The sequence below is a fragment of the Kitasatospora griseola genome (genome assembly GCF_014648555.1).
GTDB lineage: Bacteria > Actinomycetota > Actinomycetes > Streptomycetales > Streptomycetaceae > Kitasatospora > Kitasatospora griseola.
Map to the genome: position 1 here is coordinate 45,598 of NZ_BMRI01000017.1, position 20,773 is coordinate 66,370.

The window sequence follows — 20,773 nt, forward strand, 5'->3', positions numbered from 1 at the left end:
CCCGTACGGCGTCGGCTACCTGGTGGCCTCCTGGCGCTGAGTGCGCCAGCAGACCACCGGGCCGGAGGTCGCGGTCAGTCGTCCTTCGGCTTCGCGGCGAAGTCGTCGCGGGCGTGCTTGGCGGCCGAGGCGCCCTTCTCGATCTTGTCGCTGTACTTGTGCTTGGTGACGTTGTCGATGGTCTCGCCGGCCTTGTCCACCAGGTTGTCGATCTTGTCGCCGTGCTTTCCGGCCAGTTCGCTGGCCTTGTCCTTGAGTTCCTCGGCCTTGCCCTTGAGGTTGTCCATCAGGCTCATGGGGTGCATTCCTCGCTTTTCCCGTCAGATCGGTACCAGACATAGCTGATCTTCCCCGGTGAACGAGGCCGCGACACGAGAGGTGCCCGGGTTTTGCGAGACTGGTGGGGTGAGCGGTTCCTCCTCTTCTTCTTCTGCACGTCCGCGCCGGGTGGTGTCGGTGGTCGGTTCGACGGCGGCCGGCAAGTCCGATCTGGCGGTGGCGATCGCCCGTGAGCTCGGCGGGGAGGTGGTGAACACCGACTCGATGCAGCTGTACAAGGGCATGGACATCGGCACCGCCAAGCTGACCGAGGCGGAGCGCGGCGGCATCCCGCACCATCTGATGGACATCTGGGAGGTGACCGAGGCCGCCTCGGTGGCCGAGTACCAGCGCCTCGCCCGGGCCGAGATGGACCGGCTGCTGGCGGCGGGCCGGGTGCCGGTGCTGGTGGGCGGCTCGGGGCTGTACGTGCGGGCGGCGATCGACGAGATGGAGTTCCCCGGCACGGACCCCGAGGTGCGGGCCCGGCTGGAGGAGGAGCTGGAGCAGGTCGGCCCGGGTGTGCTGCACCGGCGGCTGGCGGAGCTGGACCCGGCGGCCGCGGCGGCGATCCTGACCAGCAACGGGCGGCGGATCGTCCGGGCGCTGGAGGTCATCGAGATCACCGGGCAGCCGTTCACCGCGAACCTGCCGACGCAGCGCGCGGTGTACGAGGCGGTGCAGATCGGCGTGCAGGTGCCGCGGCCGGAGCTGGACCGGCGGATCGAGCTGCGGGTGGACCGGATGTGGGAGGCCGGCCTGCTGGACGAGGTGCGGGCGCTGGAGCGGGTCGGGCTGCGCGAGGGCCTGACCGCGAGCCGGGCGCTGGGCTACCAGCAGGTGCTGGCGTTCTTCGCCGGGGAGTGCACCGAGGACGAGGCGCGGGAGGAGACCGTGCGGGCCACCCGGCGGTTCGCCCGGCGCCAGGAGTCGTGGTTCCGGCGGGACGCGCGGATCCACTGGCTGGACCGTCCCGAGGGGGCCGATCCGGTCGAACTCCTGGGCCGCGCAATGGAACTGATCAATCGCCCGGAACGTCCCGGCGACACCGGCTGACCGGCGGATTTCGGCTGCCCGGGGGCGTGATCCGGCCAGCCGCCCGGGCAGCTGCACCGGCAGACGCAGGTGCAGGAGGTACCGGCGGTCACGACCGGATCACGTCCTGGCATCGGATCACCCGATCACCCCGTGGGACGCCCTGTCCGGGTCCTGCCACGTGCCATCATCGGTAGCACCGAGGCCCGGCACGCGGGCCGGCCTCACCGCCCGCGAGCTCCGGAGCTCGTGTCGAGCCATCAGGGGAGGCCGCGTGTCAACGGGTACCGGCCCCGAAACCGATGAGCTGCTGGGCGACGTGTCCGACGGTTCCGAGACGCTGCCCGAACTGGCCGTCCCCACCACCTCGTACGCGGTGGCGCTGCCCGCGATCGACGATCTGGCCGCCGCGCCCGGCGTGGTGCACGAGCGGGACATCCGGCCGCGCCGTCGGCTGCGCTGGTGGCAGATCCTGCCGATCGCCGCGTCGGTGATGTTCGGCTCGCTGATGTTCGCCTTCCCGCTGGCCTTCGGCAGCGAGGGCGCGACCGCGATGATCGGGATGCTCGGCCTGCTGATCACCGCCGCCTCGGTCGGCTGGGGCGCGATGGCCGCCCGCCGGGCCGGTTACAAGTGGCCAGGCGTACCGCGCCGGGGCAGCTCCGAGCGGGCCGGCTGGAAGGCCATCGTGCTCTACACCCTGGTGGTGGCCGCCGCCCTGGCGCTGGCCGTCTGGCGGGTCGTCCACCTGCGCGGTTAGCCCTCGCAGGCCATTACCATCGGCGGTGTGAGCGAGCGCAGCGGAATCAGCGGAACGGCCTTCCTCAAGGGGCACGGCACCCAGAACGACTTCGTGATCGTCCCCGACCCGGACGGCGAACTGGAGCTGTCGGCGGCCACCGTCGCCGCCCTGTGCGACCGGCGGGCCGGGATCGGCGCGGACGGCGTGCTGCGGGTGGTGCGCTCGGCGGCCGACCCGGTGGCGGCGGGGATGGCCGAGCAGGCCGAATGGTTCATGGACTACCGCAACGCGGACGGCTCGATCGCCGAGATGTGCGGCAACGGCGTGCGGGTCTTCGCCCGCTACCTGGTGCACGCCGGGCACGCGAAGCCGGGCGAGCTGTCGGTCGCCACCCGGGCCGGGGTGAAGCGGGTGCGGATCGCCGAGGACGCCGCCGACGGCACCCCGGGCGGGATCACCGTGGACATGGGCCGCGCGCTGCTGCCCGGCCCGGACGACCTCACCGTCACCGTCGACGAGCGCAGCTGGCCCGCGCTGAACGTCAACATGGGCAACCCGCACGCGGTCGCGTTCGTGGCGGACCTCGCGCACGCCGGGCACCTGTACGACGCGCCGGCCACCGCGCCGGCGGGCGTGTACCCGCAGGGCGTGAACGTGGAGTTCGTGGTGGACCGGGGCGAGCGGCACGTGGCGATGCGGGTGCACGAGCGCGGCTCCGGCGAGACCCGCTCGTGCGGGACGGGCGCCTGCGCGGTCGCGGTGGCCGCGATCCGGCGGGCCGGACTGGCCCCGGCGGACACCGGGCGGGCCGTCAGCTGGACGGTGGACCTGCCCGGCGGGCGGCTGGTGATCGAGGAGTTCCCTGACGGCCGGATCGAGATGACCGGCCCCGCGGTGATCGTCGCCGAGGGCGTGCTGGTGTAACGGCTGGTCAGCCCGACGAATCGTCAGCTCCCGCTTCCCAGCCCGCTGTCCGGCTAATCCCCCCGTTCGGGTGATGCCGATGGCAGAGCCGAAGTGGGGGCTCGCCGAACGTGCTGTGCTCGGTAGCATGGACCACCGGGTCGGCCGTCGCTCCGGTGTTGCTGCCGGAGGTGCAGATGACCATCCGCTCCGAGTTGGCGGGCTCGCCGTCCAAGCAGCAGGCGAGCCGCTTCAGCCGTGCGGCGCTCGGCCGGGCCGGCCGGGCGGCGCTGCTCGCCACCGGGCGGACGCCCGTCCCCGACGCCATCGAACCGATCGTGCAGGCGCACCGGGTGCACCATCCGCAGGCCGACCTGGCGCTGCTGGCCCGCGCCTACCGGGTCGCCGAGGAGAGCCACCGCGGGCAGACCCGCAAGAGCGGCGAGCCGTACATCACCCACCCGCTCGCGGTCACCATGATCCTCGCCCAGCTCGGCGCGGACACCACCACGCTGGTCGCCTCGCTGCTGCACGACACCGTCGAGGACACCGAAGTGACGCTCGATCAGGTCGCCGAGGACTTCGGTCCGGAGGTCGCGTACCTGGTGGACGGCGTCACCAAGTTGGAGAAGGTCGACTTCGGGGCGGCGGCCGAACCCGAGACGTTCCGCAAGATGCTGGTCGCCACCGGCGACGACGTCCGGGTGATGGTGATCAAGCTCGCCGACCGGCTGCACAACATGCGCACCATCCGGCACATGAAGCCGGCCAGCCAGGTGCGGATCGCCAACGTCACCCGGGACGTGCTGATCCCGCTCGCCGAACGGCTCGGCATCCAGGTGGTGAAGGCGGAGCTGGAGGACATCGTCTTCGCCACCCTGCACCCCGAGGAGTACGAGCGCACCGGCGCGGTGGCCGGCGGCTGGACGGACGGCGTGCTCGCCCCGTTCGCCGCCGAGCTCGGCCGCCAGCTCGCCGAGGCCGGGATCTCCTCCGCCGTCACCGTCCGCCCCCGGCACCTGGTCTCGCTGCACCGGGTGATGATCAAACGCGGGGCCGGCCCGGACGGCGCGGGGCTGCGGCCCGCCGACTTCGGGCGGCTGCTGGTGGTGGTCGAGGAGAACGCCGACTGCTACGCGGTGCTCGGCGAACTGCACACCTGCTGGACGCCGCTGCCCGGCGAGTTCAAGGACTTCGTGGCCGCCCCCAAGTTCAACCTGTACCAGTCGCTGCACACCGCGGTGGCGCTGCCCGGCGGCGAGGTGGTCGAGGTCCTGGTGCGCACCCGGCGGATGCACGAGGTGGCCGAGACCGGGGTGGTCGCGCTCGGCGACCCGCGCACCGACCGGCAGGGCGCCGCCGAGGACCCGGAGGACCGCACCGACCCGGCCCGCCCCGGCTGGCTGGCCCGGCTGCTGGAGTGGCAGCAGGACACCCCCGACCCGGACGCCTTCTGGTCCGCGCTCACCGCCGACCTGCGCGACGACCGCGAGATCACTGCCATCACCGAGGACGGCACCACCCTGCACCTGCCCGCCGGGGCCAGCTGTCTGGACGCCGCCTACCTGATCGGCGAGGAGACCGGCCACCGGTGCATCGGCGCCCGGATCAACGGCCGGCTCACCGCGCTCTCCACCGAACTGCGCGACGGCGACGTGCTCGGCCTGCTCACCGCCCCCGTCGGCGAGGACAGCGGCCCCGACCCGGAGTGGCTGGAGTACGTCCGCACGCCCGCCGCCCGGCTCGCCATCGAGCGCCGGCTGGCGGCCGGCCCGCTGCCCGCGCCCGCCGCCGAACGCCTGCCCGCGGCCGGCGCCCCGGTGCCCGCCGCACCGCCCGCGCCACCCGCCGCCGCGCCCGCCGACGCACCGGAACTGCCGGGCGCCGCCGTCCGGTTGGCGCGCTGCTGCACGCCGGTGCCGCCCGACGAGGTGACCGGCATCGTGCTGCGCGGCGAGGTCGTCGCGGTGCACCGGGCGGGCTGTCCGACCGGCACCCGGATGCTGCGCGGCGGCCGCCGGGCGGTCGCGGTCCGCTGGCTGCCCGGCGGCGCCCCGCAGTGGGGCTACCGGGCCACCCTGCACGCCGAGGCGCTGAACCGGCCCCGGCTGCTGGCCGATCTGACCGCCGCGATCTCCGGCGAGGGCGTGTCGATCTTCTCCGCCGACGTCGAGCCGCCCCGCCAGCTGCGGGTGCGGCACAGCTACACCCTGGAACTCGCCGACGCCGCCGCGCTGCCCGCGGTGATGCGGGCGATGCTCCGGGTCTCGGGCGTGTACGACGTGTACCGGCCGGGCGGGCCCGAGGAAGTGCCGGTCCGGGCGGCGGCCGCGCCGACCGGGGCGGAGCCGGCCGTGCCGGGGCCGGTGACGGGGGTCGCCGGGGCGGCTGGTAAAAGGGATGACTCGGGCACAGCGGGCGTGCGACCATCGTGGGGAATTCACGGCGGCTCCGCCGTGTTGTCCGAGAGCACCACCCGATCTATCCAAGGATGAAATGACCTCCACGTTCGACAGCCGCACCCGATCGAGCGAGTCGGCCAACCGCCTCGCCGACCTCAAGGCGGAAGCCCTGATGGACGAGGACCTCGCGGCGATCGACGAGGGCCTCGGAAACTACGACGGAGAGCAGTACGACCGCTCCGAGCGCGCCGCGCTCCGACGCGTGGCCGGCCTCTCCACCGAACTCCAGGACGTCACCGAAGTCGAGTACCGCCAGCTCCGCCTGGAGCGCGTGGTGCTCGTCGGCGTGTGGACGGACGGCACGCTGGAGGAGGCGGAGAACTCGATGGCCGAGCTCGCCGCGCTCGCCGAGACGGCCGGCTCCGAAGTCCTGGACGGTGTGATCCAGCGCCGTGACAAGCCCGACGCGGCCACCTACATCGGCTCCGGCAAGGCCCAGGAGCTGCGCGACCTGGTCGCCTCCACCGGCGCCGACACCGTGGTCTGCGACGGTGAGCTGACGCCCGGTCAGCTGATCCACCTGGAAGACGTGGTGAAGGTCAAGGTCGTCGACCGCACCGCGCTGATCCTGGACATCTTCGCCCAGCACGCCAAGTCCCGTGAGGGCAAGGCGCAGGTCTCGCTCGCGCAGATGCAGTACATGCTGCCGCGCCTGCGCGGCTGGGGTCAGTCGCTGTCCCGGCAGATGGGTGGCGGTGGCTCCGGCACCTCGGGCGGCGGCATGGCCACCCGTGGTCCCGGTGAGACCAAGATCGAGACCGACCGGCGGCGGATCCGCGAGAAGATGGCGAAGCTCCGCAAGGAGATCGCCGAGATGAAGAAGGGCCGCGACACCAAGCGGCAGGAGCGGCGGCGCCACCAGGTGCCCTCGGTGGCCATCGCCGGGTACACCAACGCCGGCAAGTCCTCGCTGCTCAACCGGCTCACCGGCGCCGGCGTCCTGGTGGAGAACGCCCTGTTCGCCACCCTGGACCCGACGGTCCGCCGGGCGCAGACCCCGAGCGGCCGGCTGTACACGCTGGCCGACACCGTCGGCTTCGTCCGGCACCTGCCGCACCACCTGGTCGAGGCGTTCCGCTCCACCATGGAGGAGGTCGCCGACGCCGACCTGATCCTGCACGTGGTGGACGGCTCCCACCCGGAGCCGGAGACGCAGCTCGCCTCGGTGCGCGAGGTGATCGTCTCGGTCGAGGCGCAGAACGTGCCCGAGATCGTGGTGATCAACAAGGCGGACGCCGCGGACCCGGCGGTGCTCCAGCGCCTGCTGCGCCGCGAGCCGCACGCCATCGTGGTCTCCGCCCGCAGCGGCCAGGGCATCGACGAGCTGCTCGCCCTGATCGACGAGGAGCTGCCGCGCCCCGCCGTGGAGGTCCGGGCCCTGGTGCCGTACACCCGCGGCGACCTGGTCTCCCGGGTGCACGCGGAGGGCGAGCTGCTCTCCGCCGAGCACACCGCGGAGGGCACGCTGCTGCACGCCAAGGTGGCGGCGGTGCTGGCGGCCGAGCTGGAGCGGTACGCGGTCGTCACCGCGTAGCCGCCCGCGGCACCGCGCAGAACGCCGAACGACCCGAGGAGGGAGACCTCCTCGGGCCGTTCGCACGTCCGGACTACTGCTGCCCGCCCTTGCCCTGGACGAAGGCGTCGAACATCCGCTTGGCGTCCGGGCCGAGGTTGGGGCCGGCCATCCAGGAGTCGTTGCCGATCGAGTTGTCGGAGAACAGCACGGTCTTGCCGTCGTGCTTGGTGAACCAGCCGCCGCCGGAGGAACCGCCGGTCATGGTGCAGCCGATGGCGAGCATCGGCGGCCGGGAGGCGTCGAAGACGAACGGGGTCGGCTTCAGGGCGGAGTCGCAGTGCTCCAGCTCCTCGCCGTCGAACGGATCCGCGGCCGGGTAGCCGTACGAGGAGGGCGAGGTGATGTCGCCCGGCTGGGCGCCGAACCAGATCGGCATCGACCCGCCCACGGTCTCCTCCAGCGAACGCTTGGAGCCGTCCGACGCGGCCACCCGGACCACCGCGAAGTCGAACTGGCTGGCCGAGCTGCCGTGCTCGCCCTCCTTCTGGAGCCACTGCGGCATCACCAGCATCCCGCGGGCCGCCCAGACGCCGAGCGGCGCGACCTGTTCGAGGGTGGCGTCCTTGCCCTTGCTGGACGCGCCGCTCTTGTTGTAGGCGGGGACGAACGCCATCTTCTGGAAGTAGTCCTTGCCCTTGCCCCCGTGGGCGCAGTGCGCGGCCGTCCACACCAGGTTGCTCTTACCGGGGTGGGCCGGGTCACTCACCACGGTGCCCGAGCACTGGCCCTCGCCCTCCGGGGTCTGGATGAAGATCTTGCCGACCACCGCGGTGTCCGCGGAGTACGGGTGCGGCTGGGGCTTGGCCGCGATGGCCTTCGGGAAGTTCACGTCCGCCATCGACGGCCACTTCTTGGTGTCCGGCTTCTCGATGTCGACGCCCTTCGCGCCGGAGAGCCTGCCCCGGTCCCAGAACGCCTTGATCGCCTGTAGGTCCTCCGGCTTGAAGCCGTTCTTCTCGGCCCAGTCGGCCCAGTCGTCGGCGGTCCAGCTGGAGACCTTGGCGAGCGCGCTCTGGATGTCCTTCACGTCCACGCCCGGCTTCGCGGCGCCGCTGCTGCCCGGCGGCGCCGGGTTCGGCTTCGGGCTCTGGCTCTGGCAGGCGGCGGTGGTGACGGCGAGCACCGTCACCAGGGCGGCCGCGGCGGCGGAGCGTACGCGGCGCGCCGTCCGGTGCTGGGTGGTCATGGGCAGTTCCCCCGTGGTCGTCGGTCGAATGGAGAGTCGCGGGAGGTGACGGACGGTCACTTCCGCGAGATGTAGTCGAGGGCCTGGCGGGCCACGCCCTCCAGGTAGGGCCCGTTCAGGGCGGTGTGCGCCTGGGTGCCGATCGAGGTGTTGCTGACCAGCCGCTGGCGGCCGTCCGGGCCGTCCGCGAACCAGCCGCCGCCGGAGGCGCCGGCCGTCATGGTGCAGCCGATCACCAGCATCGACGGGCGGGCCGCGTCGAAGCTCCGGGAGCCCGGGCGGCCGGAGTCGCAGCGCTCCAACTCCTGCCCGTCGAACGGCGCGACGGCCGGATAGCCCCAGGCCTGGATCGCGAGCTGCTCGCGCGGCGCGTCGAACCAGACCGGCACGGCGGTGCCGATCGCCTCCTCCAGCGAGCGGCTCTCGCCCTCCGGGCCGCGCACCTTGATCACCGCGAAGTCGTACTGGTTCGCGGCGTCCCCGCCCCTGGTGCCCTCGGTGGTCCACAGCGGCGAGGTGATCACCTTGTCCGCCCACCACTGCCCGAGCGGAGCGACCTCGGCGAGCTTCGCCCGCCGGTGGTCGCTGGCCGCGCCCGAGCTGTTGTACGCGGGCACGAAGACCAGGTTCTTGTACCAGTCGCCGCCCTTGCCCTCGTGGACGCAGTGCGCGGCCGTCCACACCAGGTTGCTGCGGCCCGGGTTCGCCGGGTCGGCGACCACGGTGGCCGAGCACTGGCCGGTACCGCCGTTCGGGGCGGTCATGAAGACCTTCCCGGACGCCGGATAGCTGGTGTACGGACGCGGCACCGGCTGCGCGGCCACCGCGGGCGGAGCACTCGTGGTGGACGGTGCGCCGCTCGCGGACGGCTCACCGGCGGACGGCGACGGCGCGGCCGGTGCCGACGCCGACGACGAGTCGGGCGCCGGTGCGGGCTGCTGCGGCGGCGCCTGGTCCATCGTCTCGGCGCTCCACACGCCCGCCACCACGGGATTGCGGAAGTCGTGCCGCTTCGCCCAGCGGTCCCACTCGGCGAACCCCCAGTGCTTCAACTCGGCGAAGCTGTGCGGGTTCCCGTCCCCGCCCGGGCCGCCGGTCGACCCGCAGGCGGACACCCCGCCCAGCAGCACGGCCGCGGTCAGCGCGGCCAGTACCCCCCGTGCCCTCACTTTCAACCCCCCTGAAACAGTCCGTTCCCCCGGGGACAGTCTTTCATCCGGGCCCGGGCCACCGGCGGGCGGTGCGGTCCTGTTGGCGTCCGGTCATCGAACCGTGATGGTGACGGTCCGTCAGGATCCCAGCAGGCTCCCCGGAACGGGGACGATCGGCGCAAACTCACCGGAACGAGTGAGCCGATCTTGTGTCCGCACCGAAGGGATAGGTAACCCTTACCCGAAGGCAATCGCGCGGCTCAAGGAGCGGATTTGGCCACCATCCTCACCGACGTTCTCCCGGTCGCCCGGCCGTCGGCCGGACACCTCAGTACGGACCCGCTGCTCCACCCCGACCCGGCCGTCGCCGCCGAACACGCCGCCACCGAGAGCCTGTTGCGCTGCTGGGCCCGGGAGACCGCCGCCGCACGCCCCGACGGCGACCTGCTGCGGATTCCGGTGCTCGGCGGCGCCGCCCAGCTCTCCGCGCCGGTCCGCCACTGGTCGGCCTGCGGCTGGCACCGGTTCGGCCCCGCCACCGTCTCCACCGGCGCCGCCGAACACCCGGTGGACGCCGTCACGGTCGCCGCCCTGGTGGCCGGCGCCACCGGCCGCCCCGAGCCCGGCCAACTCGCCGATCTCACCTCCCGGGTGGCCGACTCGGTCGGCCGCACCGCGGAGATCCTCGCGCACCGCCGCCGGACCCCCGCGGCCCCCAGCGACCCGTTCCTGCGCGCCGAGCAGTCGCTGCTGCTCGGCCACCCGCTGCACCCCACCCCGAAGAGCCGCGACGGCCTCGGCCCCGCCCAGTCCGCCGCCTACTCGCCCGAACTGCACGGCTCGTTCCGGCTGCACTGGTGGGCCGTCGACCGCAGCCTGCTCGCCGCGGACTCCGCCGCCGGCGCCCCCGCCGAACGGCTCACCGCCGAGCTGTACGGCCGCCCGCTGCCCGACGGCGCCGCCGCGCTGCCGCTGCACCCCTGGCAGGCCCGGGAGCTGACGCTCCGTCCGGCCGTCGCCGAGCTGCTGGAGCGGGGCCTGCTCACCGACCTCGGCCAGCACGGCGAGCCCTGGCACCCCACCAGCTCGGTGCGCACCGTCTGCCGGCCCGGCACCCCGTGGATGCTCAAACTGTCGCTGGGCCTGCGGATCACCAACTCCCGCCGGGAGAACCTGCGCAAGGAGCTCCACCGCGGCGTCGAGGTGCACCGCCTGCTGGAGGCCGGGCTGGGTCGGCGGTGGCAGGCCGCCCACCCCGGCTTCGACATCGTCCGCGACCCGGCCTGGATCGGTGTCGACCACCCCGCGCTGGGCGACCCGAACGGCCTGGACACCGTGCTCCGGCAGCTGCCGTTCGGCCCCGCCGACCGGGCGCTGTGCGTGGCCGGCCTGGTCGCCGAACAGCCCGTCGACCCGGCGGGCTCGCAACTCGCCCAGGTGCTCGGCGAACTCGCCGCCCGCACCGGCCGCCCCGCGGCGACCGTCGCCACCGAGTGGTTCCTGCGTTACCTGGACGCCGTGGTGCTGCCGATCCTCTGGCTGGACGGGCAGGCCGGCATCGCGCTGGAGGCCCACCAGCAGAACAGCCTGGTCCTGCTCGACGCGCAGGGCTGGCCCACCGGCGGCCGCTACCGCGACAACCAGGGCTACTACTTCCGCACCTCGCACGCCGAGCGGCTGCACCGGATGCTGCCCGGACTCGGGGCGCACAGCGACACCTTCGTCCCCGACGCGGTCGCCGACGAACGCTTCGCCTACTACCTCGGCATCAACCACGTGCTCGGCCTGATCGGCGCCTTCGGCTCCCAGCAACTCGCCGACGAACAGCTGCTGCTGGCCGCCCTGCGGCGCTTCCTGGCCGGCCCCGCCGCGACCGCCACCGGCTCCGCGCTGCCCGCCCTCCTGCTGGACACCCCCACCCTGCGGTGCAAGGCCAACCTGCTGACCCGGCTGCACGGCCTGGACGAGCTGGTCGGGCCGGTGGAGACCCAGTCGGTGTACGTGGAGATCGCCAACCCGGTGGCCGGGGCGTGACACCCGAGCTCCGCATCCCCACGGCGGCCGGCGGACTCGTGCTGCGCACCGTCCGGCCCAGCACCGACCTGGAGCTGCTCACCGACTGGATGAACGACCCGGAGACCGACCGCTGGTGGGCCCTCGCGGGCCCGTCGGAGACCACCGCCGCGCACCTCGCCGGGCAGCTCGACGGCGACGGCCGCAGCCGCCCCGTCCTCGCCCTGCTCGACGGCGAACCCACCGGCTACTTCGAGCTGTACCGCGCCGACCTCGACCCGCTGGCGGCGCACTACCCCGCCCACCCGTACGACCTGGGCGTGCACCTGCTGCTCGCCCCCGCCGCCCGCGGCCGGGGGCTGGCCGCCCTGCTGCTCGACGCGATCGCCGCCCGGCTGCTGCGGGACGAACCCCGCTGCACCCGGGTGCTCGCCGAACCCGACGTCCGCAACACGCCCTCCGTCCGGGCGTTCACCGCCGCCGGATTCACCCGTGCCGCCGATCTCGACCTCCCCGACAAGCGTGCCGCCCTGATGATCCGCCCGCGGCCCGAGACCTAGGACGCCATGACTTCCCACGACGACACGACAGGCCGGCAGCCCGAGCCGTACGACCTGATCGGCGTCGGCATCGGCCCGTTCAACCTGTCGCTGGCCGCGCTCGCCGACCGGGCCGACACCGTCGGCGCGCTGTTCCTCGACGCCCGACCCGAGTTCCGCTGGCACCCCGGCATGCTCGTGGACGGCGCCCGGATGCAGGTCCCGTTCCTCGCCGACCTGGTCTCGCTGGTCGACCCCACCAACCCGTGGTCGTTCCTCAACTACCTGCGCGAGCAGCAGCGGCTGTTCCCGTTCTACTTCAGCGAACGCTTCCAGCTCCCGCGGCGCGAGTACGAGCACTACTGCCGCTGGGCCGCCGACCGGCTCCCCAACTGCCGCTTCGACAGCCCCGTCGACGCCGTCCACTGGGACGCCGACCGGCGGCAGTACCGGGTGCACGCGGCCGGCCGGACGTACCCGGCCCGGAACCTGGTGCTCGGCGTCGGCACCGAACCGGCCCGCCCCACGGCGTTCGCGGCGCTGCGCGACCACCCGGCGGTGCTGCACTCGGCCGACTACCTGACGCTACGGCAGAAGCTCGACGGGGCACGGGACATCACCGTGGTCGGATCCGGCCAGTCCGGCGCCGAGGTGTTCCTCGACCTGCTGCGGCGGCACGCCGGCGACGGCACCCGGGTGCGCTGGCTCACCCGGACCAGGGCGCTCGCCCCGATGGAGTACTCCAAGCTCGGCCTGGAGCAGTTCACCCCCGACTACACCCGCTACTTCCACGGCCTGCCCGAGCCGGTCCGGGACGCCCTGGTGCCCGCGCAGTGGCAGCTGCACAAGGCGGCCAGCGCGGAGACCCTCGCCGAGATCCACGACCACCTGTACGAGCGCACCGTGGGCCGCCCGATCGACGCCGAACCGGTCGAGATCCTCCCCGGCACCGCCGTCACCGATGCCGCCCCCGGCCCCGGCGGCGGCATCGAACTGCACTGCCGGCACGCCGACTCCGGCCGCCGCCACTCGGTCCGCACCGACGCCGTGGTGCTCGCCACCGGCTACCGGGCGGTCCGGCCCGCGCTGCTCGACCCGATCGCCGAGCTGATCGACTGGGACGAACAGGGCCGCTACCGGGTCGACCTCGACCACCGGGTCGCCACCCGGCCGGAACTCACCGGGGGGCTGTACGTCCAGAACGCCGAGTTGCACACTCACGGAGTCGGCACCCCGGACCTCGGGCTCGGCGCGCACCGCGCCGCCGTGATCCTGAACGCCGTCGCGGGCAAGACCCTGCACCCGCTGCCCCACCGCACCGCCTGGACCACCTTCGCACCGGAGCCCGCCACGGCCCCGGTGCTCCCGCGACCCCAGGAAGGGAACGAGCGTGCCGCAGCCGGCCGTTGACACCGCACTCCACCTGCCGCCCCAGCTCACCACCGGGCACTGGCGGGCCGCCGCACGCGCCATGCTGGCCAAACTGCTCGGCGAGTTCGCCTACGAGGAACTGCTGCACCCCCGGCCGGAGGGCGACCACTACCTGCTCGAACTCCCGGACGCCGACTACCGGTTCACCGCCCGCCGGGGCGCCTACGGCAGCTGGCGGGTCGACCCGGGGTCGATAGCGGGCGGCGACGATCCGCTGCGGTTCCTCCAACAGGCCCGGCACACCCTGAAGTTGAACGGCGACACCACCGGCCACCTGGTCCGCGAACTCACCGCCACGCTGATCGCCGACGCCCACCTGCGGGCCACCGCGCTGAGCGCCGCCGAACTCGCCGACCTCGACCACGTCGCGCTGGAGGGCAGACAGACCGGCCACCCGTGGATCGTGGCCAACAAGGGCCGGCTCGGCTTCTCCGCCACCGACGCGGCCGGCTGGGCCCCCGAGGCCCGGCTGCCGCGCACCCTGCCGTGGCTGGCCGTGCACAAGAACCTGGCCGCCTTCCGCGGCGACGAGACCATCTACGACACCGAGCTCGACCCCGCGTTCCGCGCCCAACTCGGCGAACGCGCCGACGAGTTCTGGCTGCTGCCGGTGCACCCCTGGCAGTGGGACGAGACCGTGGTCGGCCTGTTCGCGCCGTGGATCGCCAGCGGCGAGATCATTCCGCTGCCCAGCGACGGCGACCTGCGGCTGCCCCAGCAGTCCATCCGGTCGTTCTTCAACCTGAGCAGACCCGACCGGTGCACCGTCAAACTGCCGCTGGCCATCCTCAACACCCTGGTCTGGCGCGGTCTGCCCACCGAACGCGCGCTCGCCGCGCCCGCCGTCACCGCCTGGATCCAGCGGCTGCGCGACCAGGACCCGTACCTGCGCGACGAGTGCCGGGTGATCCTGCTCGGCGAGATCGCCTCCGTCACCGTCGAGCACCCGCTGTACCGGGACCTGCCCGACGCTCCCTACCAGTACAAGGAACTGCTCGGCGCGATCTGGCGCGAACCCCTCGGCCGGCACCTCGACGACGGCGAACGCGGTCGCACCCTGGCCGCGCTGCTGCAGACCGGCTCCGACGGCCGCGCGCTGGCCGCCGAGCTGGTCGCCCGCTCCGGGCTGGACGTCCGCAGCTGGGTCGACCGGTTGTTCGCGGCGATGCTGCCGCCGCTGCTGCACTTCCTGTACCGCTACGGCCTGGTGTTCTCCCCGCACGGCGAGAACGCGATCATCGTCTTCGACCAGCGGGACGTTCCGGTCCGGCTCGCCGTCAAGGACTTCGTCGACGACGTCAACATCAGCGACCGGCCGCTGCCGGAACTCGCCGACCTGCCCGACGGGATCGGCGAGGTGCTGCTGCGGGAGAACCCCGACTACCTGTGCCAGTTCCTGCACTCCGGGCTGTTCATCGGCGTCTACCGCTACCTGGCGCCCCTGCTGGAGGAGCAACTCGGCCTCCCCGAGACCGAGTTCTGGGAACTGCTGGCCGAGCGGATCCGGGACTGCCAGCGGCGCTTCCCGGAACTCGCCGACCGGCACCGGCTGTTCGACCTGTTCACGCCGCGGATCGACCGGCTCTGCCTGAACCGCAACCGGCTGCTGCTCGACGGCTACCGCGACCGCCCGGACCGTCCGCACGCCGCCGTCCACGGCCAGATCGACAATCCGCTGCACAGCACCGCGCACCTCCCGACCCGACAGCACCGGATTGTCACCCCGGCCCCGTAGGCTGGGAACGTCATGACGAACGACACCGCACCCCTGCCCGGCGGCCCGGACGCGTCGGCGCCTCCCGTCCCCGCCTCCCGTATCCCGGAACTGCTGCACGCCGCCGTCGACGCCGTCGGCGGCGTGGAGCGGCCCGGGCAGGTCCGGATGGCCGAGGCGGTCGCCTCCGCCGTCGACGAGGGCGAACACCTCCTCGTCCAGGCCGGCACCGGCACCGGAAAGTCCCTCGCCTACCTGGTGCCCGCCCTCGCCCACGGCGACAACGTGGTGATCGCCACCGCGACGCTCGCCCTCCAGCGCCAGCTCGTCGAACGCGACCTGCCGCGCACCGTCGACGCCCTGCACCCGACGCTGCGCCGCCGCCCGCTGTACGCGATGCTCAAGGGCCGCTCGAACTACCTGTGTCTGCACCGCGCCAACGAGGGCACCCCGAGCGACGAGGGCGAGGGCCTGTTCGACCCGGTCGACGCGCTCGGCGGCCCCACCGGCAAGCTCGGCCAGGACGTGCTGCGGCTGCGCGACTGGGCCGACGAGACCGAGACCGGCGACCGCGACGACCTCACCCCGGGCGTCTCCGACAAGGCCTGGGCCCAGCTCTCCGTCACCTCCAAGGAGTGCCTGGGCGCCTCCCGGTGCGCCTACGGCCAGGAGTGCTTCGCCGAACAGGCCCGCGAGCGCGCCAAGTTGGCGGACGTGGTGGTCACCAACCACGCGATGCTGGCGATCGACGCGATCGAGGGCGCGCCCGTCCTCCCCGAACACGGCCTGCTGATCATCGACGAGGCGCACGAGCTGGTGAACCGGGTCACCGGCGCTGCCACCGCCGAACTCACCGTCGGCGCCGTCAACCGGGCCGTCAAGCGGGCGGCGAAACTCGCCAACGAGAAGTCCGTGGACGCGCTGCAGGCCGCCGCGGAGAACTTCCACGGCCTGATGGAGACCGCGCAGCCCGGCCAGGTCGAGGAGCTCCCCGAGTACCTGGGCTACGCCGTGGCCGGCATCCGGGACGCCTGCCGCCAGGTCATCACCTCGCTCGGCGAGACCCGCGACAAGGGCCTCAGCGACGAGGACGCCGTCCGCAAGCAGGCGATGGCCTCCGCGGAGACCCTGCACGAGACGGCGGACCGGCTGCTCACCGGCTCCGAGTACGACGTCGTCTGGATCGAACGCAGCGACCGCTTCGGCCTGGGCACCGCATCGCTGCGGGTCGCCCCGCTGTCCGTCTCCGGGCTGCTGCGGGAGAACCTGTACAAGGACCGCTCGGTCGTTCTCACCTCCGCCACGCTCAAGCTCGGCGGGGACTTCAACGGCGTCGCCGCGTCCCTCGGCCTGCCCGGCGAGACCAGGCTGCCCGACCACCGCACCCCCGACGGGCCGAGCGCCGAGACCGGCGAGGACGCCCCGCCGTACTGGCGCGGCCTGGACGTCGGCTCCCCGTTCACCTACCCCAAGCAGGGCATCCTCTACGTCGCCAAGCACCTGCCGCCGCCCGGCCGGGAACCCGACCGGCCGGAGATGCTCGACGAACTCACCGAGCTGATCGGCGCCGCCGGCGGCCGCACCCTCGGCCTGTTCTCCTCGATGCGGGCGGCGCAGGCCGCGGCGGAGGCGCTGCGCGAGCGCCTGGACGCACCGATCCTGCTGCAGGGCGAGGACACCCTCGGCGAGCTCATCCGCACCTTCGCCTCCGACGCGCAGACCTGCCTGTTCGGCACGCTCTCGCTCTGGCAGGGCGTCGACGTCCCCGGCTCGGCCTGCCAGCTCGTCGTCATGGACCGGATCCCGTTCCCGCGCCCCGACGACCCGCTGATGAGCGCCCGCCAGAAGGACGTCGAATCCCGCGGCGGCAACGGCTTCATGGCGGTCGCCGCGACCCACGCCGCCCTCCTGATGGCCCAGGGCGCCGGCCGCCTGGTCCGCGCGGCGGACGACCGCGGCATCGTCGCCGTCCTCGACCCGCGACTCGCGACCGCCCGGTACGGGAGCTTCTTCCGCTCCTCCATGCCGGACTTCTGGTACACCACCGACCGCAACCAGGTCCGCCGGTCCCTCGCCGCGATCGACGAGTCGGCTCCGCCGGTCCGTCCCCGGTAGGCAGGAGAGCGCGAAAACAGGGGCGCGGGGAACTGCGCGAGCAACCGGGAACGCGCAGCAAGGTCCGGCTGAAGACGGGAGTACCGTCCTCGGCCGGACCTTGCTGTTGGGCGCCTTCCGCTTCGCGCAGTTCTCCCCCCAGCCCCAGCGGGCCGGGAGGTACCACCACGCGCCCCTGATGGTGCGCCCCCTGCCTACCTCAAAGCCTGCGCAGAACCGCGACGACCTTGCCAAGAATGGTGGCGTTGTCACCCGGAATCGGCTCGTACGCCACGTTGTGCGGCATCAGCCAGATCTTCCCGTCCTCGCGCTTCAGGCGCTTCACCGTCGCCTCGCCGTCGATCATCGCCGCGACGATGTCCCCGTTCTCGGCGACCGGCTGCCGGCGGACCGTCACCCAGTCGCCGTCGCAGATCGCGGCGTCGATCATCGAGTCGCCCTTGACCGTCAGGGCGAACAGCTCGCCCTCGCCGACCAGCTGACGGGGCAGCGGGAAGACGTCCTCGACGGTCTGTTCGGCGAGGATCGGGCCGCCGGCGGCGATCCGGCCGACCAGCGGCACGTAGGAGGTGGAGGGCCGGCCGGAGGTCTCGGCCGCGGCGGGGCGGGCGACCTCGACGCCGCGGACCTCGTAGGCGCGCGGGCGGTGCGGGTCGCGGCGCAGGAAGCCCTTGCGTTCCAGGGCCATCAGCTGGTGGGCGACCGAGGAGGTGGAGGACAGGCCGACGGCCTGGCCGATCTCGCGCATGGACGGCGGGTAGCCGCGGCGCTGCACGGAATCGCGGATGACCTCGATGACGCGGCGCTGGCGCTCCGTCAGGCCGGCTTCGTCGGTGCGGATGCCTGGCGGTCGGCCGGGGAGGGCGCGGACGACGGGGGTGGGCACACCGAGCGGGGACTCCTCGATCGGCTGACTACGGCTCATGGTCTGATCCATGCTCTCCTGGTCAGTGGTGCGCGCGGAACGCTCCTGCACCGGGATGGCGGTCTTGGCTTCTACGGTGTGCATGACGCTGGCGGTGCTGGGGGTGGACATCGCGGGCGACCCTCTCGACTGGTGCTCCAACTGTCCAGCTCAACTGGCGCCTCTATCGAAAGGTTGCGCCAAACACACGTTCGAGTGAATTTATTCGAGGTTGCCGGACGTGATCAAGCCTCCGGGTGTAAGTCGATTGCATGTTCGACTCGAACAGTCTATGGGGTCCCGGCCTGCGATGTCCTCGGCTCTCACCCGTTCGCCCGGCGTGGCGCGGCGTCCGCCACTAGATCTAGTGGCTAGTGTCCTCGATCGGGCACAGGTCTTGTGTTTCGAGTCGGGTAGAGTGGTTCGAGTCGTTCGCCGTCGGTCGCAGGGAGGGAGTTCCAGGTGCACTGCCCCTTCTGCCGGCATCCGGACAGCCGAGTCGTGGACAGTCGGGCCAGTGACGACGGTTGCTCGATCCGCCGTCGCCGGCAGTGCCCGGACTGCAGTCGCCGGTTCACCACCGTCGAGACCGCCACTCTGATGGTGATCAAGCGCAGTGGCGTCACCGAGCCCTTCTCCCGCGAGAAGGTGATCTCCGGCGTCCGCAAGGCCTGCCAGGGTCGCCCGGTCACCGAGGACGCGCTGGCCCAGCTCGGGCAGCGGGTCGAGGAGTGCGTGCGGGCCAGCGGCAGCGCCGAGCTCTCCACCCACGACGTGGGCCTGGCGATACTCGGCCCGCTGAAGGAGCTGGACGTGGTGGCGTACCTGAGGTTCGCCTCCGTCTACCGGGCGTTCGACAACCTGGAGGACTTCGAGGCCGCGATCGCGGAGCTGCGCTCCGAGCGGCCCGCGGCCCCGGTCCCGGTGCCCGTGCCGTAACGGCCGGGTCCCTTTCACTTTTTTCATTCAAGTCACCGCAGTACCCGTGTGCCGTGGCCGGGCTTCCGCCTGCCCGCGCACCAGGAGAACGAACCAGTCGTGCCCGGACTTTTCAGGGCACTTCGGGCGTTTGCCCAGGAGGAGGAGCAAGGCATGACAGACACCACGAGCGGTTCCGCGCGCGGGTCGAAGTCGGAGAAGGCCGGGAAGGGCGCCAAGGCCCCCAAGACCGGTCTGCGGCTGGAGCGGATCTACACCACCCCTGGGGTCCACCCGTACGACGCGGTCACCTGGGAGCGCCGCGACGTCGTGATGACCAACTGGCGCGATGGGTCCATCAACTTCGAGCAGCGCGGCGTCGAGTTCCCCGACTTCTGGTCGGTGAACGCCGTGAACATCGTCACCAGCAAGTACTTCCGCGGCGCGGTCGGTACCCCGCAGCGCGAGTGGAGCCTGAAGCAGATCATCGACCGGGTGGTGCTCACCTACCGCGCCGCCGGCGAGAAGCACGGCTACTTCGCGTCCCCGGACGACGCCGAGATCTTCGAGCACGAGCTGACGCACGCCCTCCTCCACCAGGTGTTCAGCTTCAACTCGCCGGTCTGGTTCAACGTCGGCACCCAGCAGCCGCAGCAGGTCTCCGCCTGCTTCATCCTGTCCGTCGACGACTCCATGGAGTCGATCCTCGACTGGTACAAGGAAGAGGGCATGATCTTCAAGGGCGGCTCGGGCGCCGGCCTGAACCTGTCCCGGATCCGCTCCTCCAAGGAACTGCTCTCCTCCGGCGGCAACGCCTCCGGCCCGGTCTCCTTCATGCGCGGCGCCGACGCCTCGGCCGGCACCATCAAGTCCGGCGGCGCGACCCGCCGGGCCGCCAAGATGGTCGTGCTGGACGTCGACCACCCGGACGTCGAGGCCTTCATCGAGACCAAGGTGAAGGAGGAGGAGAAGATCCGCGCCCTGCGCGACGCCGGGTTCGACATGGACCTCGGCGGCGACGACATCGCCTCCGTCCAGTACCAGAACGCCAACAACTCGGTCCGGGTGAACGACGAGTTCATGACCGCGGTCGAGAACGGCACCGGCTTCGGCCTGCGCGGCCGGATGACCGGCGAGGTCATCGAGACCGTCGACGCCAAGGGCCTGTTCCGCAAGATGGCCGAGGCCGCGTGGGCCTGCGCCGACCCGGGCATCCAGTACGACTCGGTGATCAACCACTGGCACACCTGTCCCGAGTCGGGCCGGATCAACGCCTCCAACCCGTGTTCCGAGTACATGCACCTGGACAACTCCAGCTGCAACCTGGCCTCGCTGAACCTGATGAAGTTCCTCCGCGACGACGACAGCTTCGACGCGCAGACCTTCGCCAAGGTCGTCGAGCTGGTCATCACCGCGATGGACATCTCCATCTGCTTCGCCGACTTCCCGACCGAGAAGATCGGCGAGACCACCCGCGCCTACCGCCAGCTCGGCATCGGCTACGCCAACCTCGGCGCGCTGCTGATGGCCACCGGCCACGCCTACGACTCCGAGGGCGGCCGCGCGCTGGCCGGCGCCGTCACCTCGCTGATGACCGGCACCGCCTACCGCCGCTCCGCCGAACTGGCCGGCGTGGTCGGCCCGTACGACGGCTACGCCCGCAACGCCGCCCCGCACCAGCGGGTGATGAAGCAGCACGCCGACGCCTCCGTCGCGGTCGCCCCGCTGGACGACCTGGACGCGCCGGTGTGGGCCGCCGCCAACAC

The 20,773-nt window shown here is 72.5% G+C and carries 15 protein-coding genes and 1 pseudogene; 12 read left to right on the plus strand and 4 right to left on the minus strand.

The window, feature by feature from the left end:
- Positions 1–74 precede the first annotated feature (74 nt).
- A complete protein-coding gene (locus IEZ12_RS21765) occupies positions 75–296 on the minus strand; it encodes an antitoxin (protein WP_043909793.1) in 222 nt (73 codons plus the stop codon).
- A 109-nt stretch (positions 297–405) separates the two neighbouring features.
- Here IEZ12_RS21765 and miaA point away from each other — a divergent pair, with 109 nt between their 5' ends.
- The 5 genes from miaA to hflX all read left to right on the plus strand — a co-directional run bounded on the left by miaA (position 406) and on the right by hflX (position 6,994).
- A complete protein-coding gene (miaA, locus tag IEZ12_RS21770; protein ID WP_189273813.1) occupies positions 406–1,374 on the plus strand; it encodes a tRNA (adenosine(37)-N6)-dimethylallyltransferase MiaA in 969 nt (322 codons plus the stop codon).
- A 253-nt stretch (positions 1,375–1,627) separates the two neighbouring features.
- Complete coding sequence (locus IEZ12_RS21775; protein WP_043909799.1) at positions 1,628–2,113, plus strand: hypothetical protein; 486 nt, start codon at positions 1,628–1,630, stop codon at positions 2,111–2,113.
- Between the two features lie 27 nt (positions 2,114–2,140).
- Positions 2,141–3,019, plus strand: coding sequence for a diaminopimelate epimerase (gene dapF / locus IEZ12_RS21780; protein WP_229847755.1), 879 nt, complete (start codon positions 2,141–2,143; stop codon positions 3,017–3,019).
- A 176-nt stretch (positions 3,020–3,195) separates the two neighbouring features.
- Positions 3,196–5,493: a RelA/SpoT family protein gene (locus tag IEZ12_RS21785; protein ID WP_189273815.1), complete on the plus strand. Its 2,298-nt coding sequence runs from the start codon at positions 3,196–3,198 to the stop codon at positions 5,491–5,493.
- Position 5,494: 1 nt separating this feature from the next.
- Positions 5,495–6,994 carry a GTPase HflX gene (hflX, locus tag IEZ12_RS21790; RefSeq protein WP_043909802.1) on the plus strand — a complete coding sequence of 500 codons (1,500 nt, stop codon included), beginning with the start codon at positions 5,495–5,497 and terminating at the stop codon, positions 6,992–6,994.
- Positions 6,995–7,067: 73 nt separating this feature from the next.
- Here hflX and IEZ12_RS21795 read toward each other — a convergent pair whose 3' ends face one another.
- On the minus strand, positions 7,068–8,222 hold the full coding sequence (locus IEZ12_RS21795) for a trypsin-like serine peptidase (protein ID WP_043909803.1): 1,155 nt from the start codon (positions 8,220–8,222) through the stop codon (positions 7,068–7,070).
- 56 nt (positions 8,223–8,278) lie between these two features.
- A complete protein-coding gene (locus IEZ12_RS21800) occupies positions 8,279–9,391 on the minus strand; it encodes a trypsin-like serine peptidase (protein WP_189273817.1) in 1,113 nt (370 codons plus the stop codon).
- Between the two features lie 255 nt (positions 9,392–9,646).
- Here IEZ12_RS21800 and IEZ12_RS21805 point away from each other — a divergent pair, with 255 nt between their 5' ends.
- From IEZ12_RS21805 to IEZ12_RS21825, 5 genes are read left to right on the plus strand one after another with little or no spacing between them, the layout of a single operon-like run.
- The gene (locus tag IEZ12_RS21805) at positions 9,647–11,407 is read left to right on the plus strand and encodes an IucA/IucC family protein (protein ID WP_189273818.1); all 1,761 of its coding nucleotides are present in this window, start codon (positions 9,647–9,649) and stop codon (positions 11,405–11,407) included.
- A complete protein-coding gene (locus tag IEZ12_RS21810) occupies positions 11,404–11,946 on the plus strand; it encodes a GNAT family N-acetyltransferase (RefSeq protein ID WP_308431062.1) in 543 nt (180 codons plus the stop codon). Before IEZ12_RS21805 ends, IEZ12_RS21810 begins: the two co-directional genes overlap by 4 nt.
- A 6-nt stretch (positions 11,947–11,952) precedes the next feature.
- Complete coding sequence (locus IEZ12_RS21815; RefSeq protein WP_189273822.1) at positions 11,953–13,335, plus strand: lysine N(6)-hydroxylase/L-ornithine N(5)-oxygenase family protein; 1,383 nt, start codon at positions 11,953–11,955, stop codon at positions 13,333–13,335.
- Positions 13,316–15,091, plus strand: a complete 1,776-nt coding sequence (locus IEZ12_RS21820) for an IucA/IucC family protein (protein WP_373295509.1) — start codon at positions 13,316–13,318, stop codon at positions 15,089–15,091. The genes IEZ12_RS21815 and IEZ12_RS21820 overlap by 20 nt, the downstream gene beginning before the upstream one ends.
- A gap of 12 nt (positions 15,092–15,103) precedes the next feature.
- Positions 15,104–17,185, plus strand: coding sequence for an ATP-dependent DNA helicase (locus tag IEZ12_RS21825; RefSeq protein ID WP_229847756.1), 2,082 nt, complete (start codon positions 15,104–15,106; stop codon positions 17,183–17,185).
- A 199-nt stretch (positions 17,186–17,384) separates the two neighbouring features.
- On the opposite strand, the gene lexA is transcribed toward IEZ12_RS21825, so the two are convergent.
- Positions 17,385–18,110, minus strand: coding sequence for a transcriptional repressor LexA (gene lexA / locus IEZ12_RS21830; RefSeq protein WP_198520699.1), 726 nt, complete (start codon positions 18,108–18,110; stop codon positions 17,385–17,387).
- Between the two features lie 441 nt (positions 18,111–18,551).
- On the opposite strand from lexA, the gene nrdR reads away from it, so the two are divergent.
- Entirely contained in the window at positions 18,552–19,028 is a 477-nt protein-coding gene (gene nrdR, locus IEZ12_RS21835) for a transcriptional regulator NrdR (RefSeq protein ID WP_043909810.1), read from the plus strand.
- A gap of 153 nt (positions 19,029–19,181) precedes the next feature.
- Positions 19,182–20,773, plus strand: a pseudogene (locus IEZ12_RS38855) (vitamin B12-dependent ribonucleotide reductase); the annotation flags it as partial.

What these genes read in the sequence shown, in the direction of transcription:
- IEZ12_RS21785 (WP_189273815.1), top strand. Translation starts at nt 3,196, where the DNA reads ATGACCATCCGCTCCGAGTTGGCGGGCTCGCCGTCCAAGCAGCAGGCG.
- IEZ12_RS21795 (WP_043909803.1), bottom strand. Translation starts at nt 8,222, where the DNA reads ATGACCACCCAGCACCGGACGGCGCGCCGCGTACGCTCCGCCGCCGCG.
- hflX (WP_043909802.1), top strand. Translation starts at nt 5,495, where the DNA reads ATGACCTCCACGTTCGACAGCCGCACCCGATCGAGCGAGTCGGCCAAC.
- IEZ12_RS21765 (WP_043909793.1), bottom strand. Translation starts at nt 296, where the DNA reads ATGAGCCTGATGGACAACCTCAAGGGCAAGGCCGAGGAACTCAAGGAC.
- IEZ12_RS21815 (WP_189273822.1), top strand. Translation starts at nt 11,953, where the DNA reads ATGACTTCCCACGACGACACGACAGGCCGGCAGCCCGAGCCGTACGAC.
- lexA (WP_198520699.1), bottom strand. Translation starts at nt 18,110, where the DNA reads ATGAGCCGTAGTCAGCCGATCGAGGAGTCCCCGCTCGGTGTGCCCACC.
- IEZ12_RS21825 (WP_229847756.1), top strand. Translation starts at nt 15,104, where the DNA reads ATGACGAACGACACCGCACCCCTGCCCGGCGGCCCGGACGCGTCGGCG.